Raw genomic sequence first — 8,946 nt, 5'->3', positions numbered from 1 at the left:
CAACCCGCCATCGACGGATGGCGTCTCGGGGCTTAGCTCCATTCCCAATTCGCCGGTGCTGTGGGCAGGCGTTCCGTTCACCTGGACCCGACGGTTTCACTCCCCGCCGGCAACTCCCACCGACCGTGTCTTGCACCTCTCGTCGTTTCGGACGTCTTCGAAAGCTCCCGTGTGCGAGACGGGGAGCATTGTACGGCGGGTCAAGCGCGGTCGGATAGAATCGCACAAGTTTTGTGCCTCGGAGCGCGCGGCTCCCGCCGCGCGCGCGTGGCGCAGCCGCGCTTTTCCTTGTGGCGCAATGACAAAACGCGCCTTTGGCGCGTGGGCGGGCCGGGCGCCGCGCGCTCCGATTTGGGGGATAGAGCGCGCGTCTATCCATCAATTCGACCAGTAGACGTACTCCTGCTGCTCGGTCCACGGCGCGTCGACCGGGACGTCGATGCGCACCGGACCTTCGAGCAGCGCCGGCCAGAGCGGCGGCGGCATCTCGGCGTTGTGCGCTTCGATCAAAGCGCGCAGTTCGGCGACGCGCTCGGGATGCTGCACCGAAAGATCGTGCTGTTCGGTCGGGTCCTCGCGCAGATTGAACAGCCAGACGCGGTCCGGCCGCTCCGAGACTTGCAGCTTCCAATCGCCGGCGCGCACGACACGGTACGGACCCGAGCGCCAGAACAACACATCGTGCGGCGGCGTGCGGCTCTGACCGGCGAGATGCGGCATGAGATCGACGCCGTCGATCTCGCGCTGCAGCGGCGCGCCCGCGGCGGCGGCGGCGGTCGCGAAGATGTCCATGTGCGTCACCGGGCCGGAGGCGCGCGCGCCGGCGGGAAGCCGGCCCGGCCAGCGGGCGAAGAACGGCGCGCGAATGCCGCCCTCGAAAAAGGTCGCTTTCCAGCCGCGGAACGGGCGGTTGAGTTCAGGCAGACCGACATACCAGGCGCCGCCATTGTCGCTGGTGAAGATCACGAGCGTGTTCTCGTCGAGGCCCTGCGCGCGCAGCGCCGCCATGACGCGGCCGACGCCGCGGTCGAGCGCGAGGATCATCGCGCCGTAGACGCGCTCGCTGTGATTCTCGATCCCGCTCAGCGCTTCGTAATCGGCGCGCGCAGCCTGCAGCGGTGTGTGCGGCGCGTTGAAGGCGAGATAGAGGAAGAACGAGCGGTTGCGGTTCGCCTCGATCGCGGCGACGGCCTGCTCGGCGAAATAGTCGGTGATGTAGCCCTCGGGCCGGAAGCGCTGGCCGCCATTCCACTGCACCGCGTACGGCAGATTGGCCCAAAGGAAGCGATCGATCGGATCGAACGGCAATTCGGCGTTGACGACATTCGGATCGTTCGGCGGCAAGAACATGCCGGCGCCGGCCATGAAGCCGAGGCTTTCGTCGAAGCCCTGCGCCTCAGGGCGCATCGCCGCCGTTTCGCCGAGGTGCCACTTGCCGATATGCATGGTGTGATAGCCGCGCGCGCGCAGCACTTCGGCGATCGTCACCTCACTCGCCGGCAAACCGAGCGTTTCGAGCGGCGGCACGTCGGCGACGCGCTCTTCGTGGAAGATCGGCTGGCGCAGCGCGTTCGGGTCCGAGTGGGAGAGATAGCGCGAGAACGCGACCGGCGCCGAGGTGAACTCGAAGCCGACGCGGCTCGGATAGCGGCCGGTCATGATCGCCGCGCGCGACGGCGAGCAGGTGGCGTTGGCGGCGTAGGCCGCATCGACGCTGACGCCCTCGCGCGCCAAAGCGTCGATGTTCGGCGTGCGCACGCGCCCGCCGGCGACGCCGCCATGGACGGAGAGATCGTTGAAGCCGAGATCGTCGGCGACGATGACGATGATGTTCGGCGGCCGATCGGCCGCCGGCGCGACATCCGGGCCTTGCGACCAGATCACCGGCTGGTTCGGCGCGATCGGATCGCGGATGTTGCTGATGAGGCCCGGCAGATAATAGGCGTAGTGTTTGAAGGCGAGATAGCCGGCCGCGACCGCTGCGAGCGCGACGCCGAGGATGATCGCCCACTTCTTCATCGCGTTTCCCTCAGAACCGCAGCCGGCGCGAACGCTCGAAGCCGCCGGTGAGCGGCAGCGAAATCACGTCACCGTCGCGCATCGCCCAGACCGGGCCATCGAACCTGGTGCGCGCATCGCGCTCGAAGGTGGAGACGAGGCCCGGAATCGGCGTCTGCGGCAGCAAGTGCGTCAGCGCCAACGCGCCGACGCCGGCTTCCTGCGCCACCGCGCCGGCGTCTTCGGGGCTGGCGTGATAATCGAGGATGTCGTGGAAGATGGCGCCGACATTGGCGCGACCGCTCTCGACCGCGGCGCTGCGCATGATTTCGTTCAGCCGCGGCGATAGCGCTTCGTGCACCAGCAGGTCGGCGCCGCGCGCGTTCTGCGTGAGCGAATCCGAGCGCGCGGTGTCGCCGCTGACGACGATGCTGCGCCCGCCATATTCGATGCGATAGCCGACCGCCACCGTCGGCGCGTGGTCGACGCGGAACGCGCTGATGCGCACGCCGTCGCGATCGTGCAGCACGATCGGCTCTGCAGCCAGCGGCGGAGCGAATTCGCGCGCGGAGAGGCCGGCTCCGGCGGGCGGCATGATTTCGGGGCCGTGGTGCGCGGTGCGATAGCCGGCGTCGATCGCGTACGCTTCGTTGAGGCCGGCGGCGACGCGCGCGGCGCCTGTCGGGCCGATCAGTTGGAGCGGCTGCTGCGCCGACCCCGTGGCCCAATGCTGCAGCGCCAGCGGCGCGAGGCCGTCGAAATGATCCGAATGCAGGTGGGTGAGAAACACGGCCTCGATGTCGCCGGCGTTCACGCCCATCAGCGCCAGCGTCTCGGCGGCGCCCTCGCCGGCGTCGAACACGAACAACTTATCGCCCGCCAGCACGGCGAAGCACGGCCCGGCGCGGCTGCGATCCGGCAAGGGCGAGCCGGTGCCGCAAAAGATGGCGTGCAACCCGTCGGGGAGGCGTTCGGCGAGCGCATCGCTCATCCCGCCGGCCGCGGCACGCTCCAACAGCCGCGTGGCGATCTCGCCGCGATAGGCGAAGGCGCCCGCGCCGAATGCTGCGAGCGCCGCCAACACCAGAGCGATCATGACGCCGCGTTTCATGCGCCCTCTCCCAAAAACCGCTTGACGACGCTCCCGCACAATCGGCACTCTTAGTGCCACTATATGGGCAGGCCGCGATCCGGTCAACGGCGGCGGGAAAGGACTCGAAAATGCAGGTTCTGCGCACGGCGGAGGAGCGCTTCGCTCAGCTGCCCGACTTTGCCTACGCCCCGCACTACAGCGATATCGCGCACGCGCCGGGCGTTACGCTGCGCATCGCCCATATCGACGAGGGCCCGCGGACGGCCGCGCCAGTGCTGCTGCTGCACGGGGAGCCGACCTGGTCGTTCCTCTATCGCAAGATCATCGCCGGTCTCGTCGCCAAGGGCCGCCGGGCCGTAGCGCCTGACCTGATCGGGTTCGGCCGCTCGGACAAGCCGGCAGCGCGGGAAGACTATACGTTCGAACGCCACGTGCGCTGGATGACGGATTGGCTCGACGCCACCGATCTCCGCGACATCACGCTGTTCTGCCAGGATTGGGGCGGGCTGATCGGTCTGCGCCTGGTCGCCGCGATGCCGGAGCGGTTCGCGCGCGTGATCGCCGCCAACACCGGCTTGCCGACGGGACACGGCGCAACGCCGGCGTTCGACGCGTGGCTCAATTTCAGCCAGACGACGCCGATCTTTCCGACCAGTCAGATCGTCAACGGCGGATCGGTGCGCGAGCTGACGCAAGCCGAGCGCGACGCCTATGACGCGCCGTTTCCGGACGAGACCTATAAGGCTGGCGCGCGCGCGTTTCCGGCGCTCGTGCCGGTGCGGCCGGAGCAAGCCTCGGTGCAGGAGAACCTCGCAGCGTGGGGCGTGCTCGAGCGGTTCGAGAAGCCGTTCCTCACCGCCTTCAGCGATAACGATCCGATCACGCGCGGCGGCGAGCGGGTGTTCCAGGCGCGCGTGCCCGGCGCGAAAGATCAGCCGCACGTGACCATCGCCGGCGGCGGCCACTTCCTGCAGGAAGATCAGCCGGAGCAGATCGCCGCATTGATCGACAGCTTCATCGCCCGCACGAGCTGAGCTTGACCAATCTCGAGGGGACGCAGATCGACGGGCGCCGCCGCCGCGCCGATCAGAGCCGGCAACGCATCGCCGAAGCGATGCTGCAGCTGGCGCGCGAGGGCGAGCCGGCGCCGAGCGCCGAGCTGGTGGCCGAGCGCGCCGGCGTCGGCCGCCGCACCGTGTTCCGCCTGTTCAGCGACATGGAAGGGCTCTACCGCGAGATGCACGCCATCATGGTGGCGCGGATCGCGCCGACCTTCATGGCGCCGCTGAGCGGACGCGAGTGGCGCGAACGGCTGGAGGAGATCATCGATCGGCGCGCGCGCATGTTCGAGGAGATGCTGCCGATCAAGGCGGCGTCGGACGCGCACCGCCATCGCTCGGTGTTCCTGCAGCGCGAGCACAAGAAGATCACCCGGCTGCAGCGGGAGACGCTGCTCGCGATGCTGCCGGCGGCGCTACAGAAGCAGGCCGAGCGCGTCGAGGCGCTCGATCTCGCGCTGAGCTTCGAAGCGTGGCGGCGCTTGCGGCAGGAGCAGCGTTTGGCGCCGAAGCAGGCTGTCGGCGTGGTTCGGCGCACGGTGCACGCTTTGCTCGATTAGCGCGGCGCGTCGGCGACGGTGCGGAAGCCGATGTGCGACATGCCGAGGCCGGGATCGCCGGGCTGGCGCGAGCCGCTGCGGAAACGCGAGCAGAAATTGCGGGCGCAGAGATTGGAGCCGCCTTTCAGCACGCGCGGCGGCGCTTCTGTTTGCATCGCGCGCGCGACGTCGTGGGTTTGGCCGTCGGCGTAGACGTCGCTGGTCCATTCCCAGACATTGCCGATCATGTCGTAGAGGCCGCGCTCGTTGGCGGGAAAACAGCCGACCGGCGCGAGCCCGGCGTGGCCGTCTTCGGCGGAATCTTGAAACGGAAACATGCCCTGCCAGGTGTTGGCGCGCGGCCTGCCTTCGGCGTCGAACGCTTCGGCGGCGATGTCTGCGGGCGCGGGCGCTGCGCCGCGGGCGGCGAACTCCCATTCGTTCTCGCTCGGCAGGCGCCGGCCGGTCCAGCGCGCATAAGCCTGCGCGTCCTCGTAGGCGACGGCGACGACGGGATAGCGCTCGCGGTTTTCGATCGAGGTGTCTGCGCCTTCGGGATGGCGCCAGTTGGCGGCGGGATCGACGCGCCAGGCGCCGGTTTGGCGGTCGAACACCGCGGCGCCGAGCGGGGCGCCGTCGGGGCCAGCGCGCTCGGCGAGCGTGACGTAGCCGGTTGCGGCGACGAAGGCGGCGAACTGGCCGTTCGTCACTTCGTGCGCATCGATGGAAAAGGCGCCGACCTCGCCCGCGCCGCCGACCGCTTCCTCGGCGTTGAACTGCGCTGCGCCGCGGGCGACGCGCCCTGCCGGAACGTCAATCGATTGGCCAATGACGATGTCGGCGGCGCAGTGCGCGCTCTGCGGGGCCGGCGCGCACGCGGCGAGCGCGAACACGGCGACGAGGATCGTCAGCTTGTCATGCGGCTTCATTGCCGTGATTGATACCGTGCGCGGCGGCGCGCCGTCGAGCATAAGGCAGAGCCATGGACGCAGAGCGCATTCCGGTGATCGTCGGCGTGGGGCAGATCAACGATCGCCCGGCCGATCCGTTCGCCGGCTTGGATTCGCTTGGGCTGATGGCGGCGGCGGCGCGCGCGGCGGACGTGGACGCCGGCGGCGGCTGGCTCACGCGGCTCGACTCGGTCGCCGTCGTCAATCAGATCTCGTTTCCGGCGCTCGGCGATGTTTCGCAGCCGCTGGCGCAGATGCTGGGCGCCCGCCCGCGGCTGTGCGCGCAGACCGCTTACCCGAGCGGCGCGAGCCCGGTGCGTCTGCTCAACGAAGCGGCGAGCGCGATCGCGCTGGGCGAGATCGGAGCGGCGCTGATCGCCGGCGGCGAAGCTTTGCGCACGGCGGCGCAGCGGGCGGCGGCGAGCGCCGGCGGCAGCGCTTCGGATCATGAGGCGACGCGCCGGGCTTCGACGCGCAGCGCGCCGGACTATCGCCAGCGCTACGGCCTCATCGCGCCGGTCGATGTCTATCCGCTTTACGAGAACGCGATGCGCGCGGCGCTCGGACAAACGCTGGCTGACGCGCAGGCGGAAAGCGCGGCGATGTGGGCGGGCATGTCCGAGGTCGCGGCGCAGAACGAAGCGGCGTGGCTGCGTGCGCCGGTCAGCGCGGCGGAGATATTGGCGCCCTCGCCCAACAACCGGCCAATCGCATTTCCGTACACGAAGCTCATGGTCGCCAACAGTTCGGTGAACCAGGGCGCGGCGTTCATCGTCGCCAGCCTCGCCGCCGCACGCCGTCATGGCGTGAGCGAGGAACGGCTTATCTATATCGGCTACGGCGCCGCGGCCGATGAGCCAGCCAACATCCTGAAGCGCGACCGCTTCGATCGCTCCGTCAGCATGGCTGTCTCACTGCGGCGGACATTGGAGTTGAACGCGCTCGGCGTCGCTGAGATCGATCACGCCGAACTCTACAGCTGCTTTCCGTGCGTGCCGAAGCTGGCGCGGCGCGCGATCGGGTGGCCGGCGGATCGGCCAATCACCGTGGTCGGCGGACTCACCTTCGGCGGCGGACCGATCGGCAATTATATGAGCCACGCCGGCGCCAGCATGGCGCAGCGTCTGCGCGACGGCGGCGGAACGGGGCTCTTGTTCGCGAATGGCGGCTTCGCGACGCAGAACCACAGCATCGTGCTGAGCAGCGATCCCGAACGCGCCATGCGCGAGGCGCGCTCGTTCGACTATCAAGCCGAAGCGGATGAGGCGCGCGCTCCTGCCCCGCCCGTCGACGAGCGCTACGAAGGCCCGGCCGAAATCGAGACCTACACGGTGTTCTACACGCGCGAAGGCGCCCCGCGCGCCGGCGTCGTGGTCGGCCGCTCCGAGGCGGGGGCGCGCTTGCTCGCCAAAGTCAGCGGCGACGACGCTGAAGCGATCGCCTTTCTCACCAATGGCGCGGCCGAACCTGTCGGCGCGCGCGGGCGCGCGGTTCGCGAGGGCGACGACGTCATCTGGCGGCTGTGAGCCTCACCAGCCGAACACCGAGAACGCCGGGCGCGCGATCATCAGCCAGAAGATTGCGATCACCGCGCCGAACGCGGGAAAGCCGAACGCGAACCAGAGCTTGAACAAGCGGTGATACGCCGCCGGTAAATCGGCGCCGGCGGCGGCCGCCTCAGTGGCGAGCGTGCGCATGCGCGTCTGCATCCAGACCACCGGCAGCCAAAACGCGCCGGTGACGAGATAAAGAATGATCGAGACGACGATCCAGCCGTCGGTCAGCGGATAGCCGGCGACGTGCGCGAGCCAGACGCCCGTGATCGGCTGCAGCACCACCGCCGTCGCGGTGAAGAGATAATCGGCGATCACGACGATGCGCGCGACCCCAGCGACGACCACCGCGTTTTTGGTCAGGTGCGCCATCAGCATGAAGAAGGCGATGCCGGCGCCGGTGCCGAGCAGCACGGCTGCGCCGATCACATGCGCGAATTTCAGCGCGAAGAACAAAGTCATCTGTCACGCACCATGGCAAGACCCACAACATTGAGCACGATCAGCGGCCAGATCTTCATCATCGGACCGATCGGATCGAGCCATAGCTCGGGCAAGAGCAGCGTGCCGGCGACGAAGTAGAACAGCGAAACCGCGATCGCAGCGTAGAGGCCAAGCTTCACCGTGCGGCGCCACAAGATGGCGAAGCCGGTGACGATGTCGGCCAGCCCGCCGGCGATGACGCTGGGCCCGCTCAGCGCGCCCAGTCCGCCGCGTTCGAGCAACTCGACGCCGATGCCATAGCCGAAGGTCAACGAGGCGACGCCGGTTTCGATGAAGAAGATCGCGGTGACGCCAATCACCAGCGGCGGCAGGAAATAGCAGGCGGCGTAGAGCCGCTCCTGCGCCGAAGCGCTCTTGGGCGCCAGCGCTTCGGTGAGACCTGTCGGCTGAACGCCGGTCGCGCGCGCCCAGACGGCGGCGTCGCCGACGCCGCCGCGCGTCAGCTCCGCGCGCGCGTCCGATCGGATCGGCGTGCTCCAACCGAGCCAAGCTGCGACATCGCCCAGCCAAAAGCCGACATCCATGAGCCACGCAGGCAAGCGCACACGCACGGCCTCGCCCCAGCCGAGCCATGTTCGCAATGCCTGCACGGTGTCGGCGAAACTCAGACGCTGCGGGCCGACAATGTCGAGCGCCAGCCGCGCTGGCGCGTCCGGCCGAACCAGGCGCCGGATCGCATCGATCAGATCGGCCAGCTGCACCACCTGCAGATCGCCGGCTCGCGCATCCACCGGCATGAGCGGCAGCGCCGCCAATCCGCGCAACAGCGCGCTGCCGCCGTTCGCATCGGGGCCGAGCACGATCGACGGCCGCAGGATGACCCAATCCACCTCCATCGACATCAGCGCCCGATCCGCCGCCAGCTTGCTGCGCGCGAACGCGGAAAGCTCGTCTTCAACGCCGATGGCCGAGAGCTGAATGATGCGCGCGACGCCAGCTCCGAGCGCACAGCGAAAAAGCTCAATCGCGCCCGTCGTGTTCACGGCGTGCTGTTGCGCACCGCCGAACAGCCCGGCGCAATTCACCAGCACATCGGCCCCCGCCAGCGTGCGGCGCCAGCGATCCGCGTCCGGCTTGGCGAGATCCATCTCCGCGCGCGTCGCGGCAATCACCTCATGCCCGTCGCCGCGCAGCGCTCGCACGACCGGCGCGCCAATAAAACCGCCCGCGCCGGTGACCACAATTCTCATCGGCTTCTCCGCACGCGGCGTCTCGACGCGGGGGTCGACTCTACTGCGTGCGGCGCGCAGG

The 8,946-nt window shown here is 69.0% G+C and carries 8 protein-coding genes; 3 read left to right on the top strand and 5 right to left on the bottom strand.

What is annotated here, in order from left to right:
- Window positions 1-378: 378 nt before the first annotated feature.
- Together VEA80_RS03115 and VEA80_RS03110 are read right to left on the bottom strand one after the other, a co-directional pair.
- A complete protein-coding gene (locus tag VEA80_RS03115) occupies window positions 379-2,019 on the bottom strand; it encodes a sulfatase-like hydrolase/transferase (RefSeq protein ID WP_325059229.1) in 1,641 nt (546 codons plus the stop codon).
- Window positions 2,020-2,029: 10 nt separating this feature from the next.
- Window positions 2,030-3,109, bottom strand: coding sequence for an MBL fold metallo-hydrolase (locus VEA80_RS03110; RefSeq protein ID WP_325059228.1), 1,080 nt, complete (start codon window positions 3,107-3,109; stop codon window positions 2,030-2,032).
- Window positions 3,110-3,219: 110 nt separating this feature from the next.
- Between VEA80_RS03110 and VEA80_RS03105 the strand changes: the two genes are divergently transcribed.
- The gene (locus tag VEA80_RS03105) at window positions 3,220-4,125 is read left to right on the top strand and encodes a haloalkane dehalogenase (protein ID WP_325059227.1); all 906 of its coding nucleotides are present in this window, start codon (window positions 3,220-3,222) and stop codon (window positions 4,123-4,125) included.
- A 2-nt stretch (window positions 4,126-4,127) separates the two neighbouring features.
- The gene (locus VEA80_RS03100) at window positions 4,128-4,709 is read left to right on the top strand and encodes a TetR/AcrR family transcriptional regulator (protein WP_325059226.1); all 582 of its coding nucleotides are present in this window, start codon (window positions 4,128-4,130) and stop codon (window positions 4,707-4,709) included.
- On the opposite strand, the gene VEA80_RS03095 is transcribed toward VEA80_RS03100, so the two are convergent.
- Complete coding sequence (locus VEA80_RS03095) at window positions 4,706-5,617, bottom strand: SUMF1/EgtB/PvdO family nonheme iron enzyme (protein ID WP_325059225.1); 912 nt, start codon at window positions 5,615-5,617, stop codon at window positions 4,706-4,708. The genes VEA80_RS03100 and VEA80_RS03095 overlap by 4 nt on opposite strands.
- Window positions 5,618-5,670: 53 nt before the next feature.
- Between VEA80_RS03095 and VEA80_RS03090 the strand changes: the two genes are divergently transcribed.
- Window positions 5,671-7,164 (top strand): hypothetical protein, encoded by a 1,494-nt coding sequence (locus VEA80_RS03090; protein ID WP_325059224.1) that lies wholly within the window; start codon window positions 5,671-5,673, stop codon window positions 7,162-7,164.
- A gap of 3 nt (window positions 7,165-7,167) precedes the next feature.
- On the opposite strand, the gene VEA80_RS03085 is transcribed toward VEA80_RS03090, so the two are convergent.
- Entirely contained in the window at window positions 7,168-7,653 is a 486-nt protein-coding gene (locus VEA80_RS03085; RefSeq protein WP_325059223.1) for a DUF2269 domain-containing protein, read from the bottom strand.
- On the bottom strand, window positions 7,650-8,885 hold the full coding sequence (locus VEA80_RS03080; RefSeq protein ID WP_325059222.1) for an SDR family oxidoreductase: 1,236 nt from the start codon (window positions 8,883-8,885) through the stop codon (window positions 7,650-7,652). The genes VEA80_RS03085 and VEA80_RS03080 overlap by 4 nt, the downstream gene beginning before the upstream one ends.
- Window positions 8,886-8,946: the final 61 nt, after the last annotated feature.

Source organism: Vitreimonas sp. (assembly GCF_035627415.1).
Classification (GTDB): domain Bacteria; phylum Pseudomonadota; class Alphaproteobacteria; order Caulobacterales; family Aquidulcibacteraceae; genus Vitreimonas.
The sequence above is the reverse complement of the archived record's forward strand: the minus strand, read 5'-3'. Positions and strand labels throughout refer to the sequence as shown.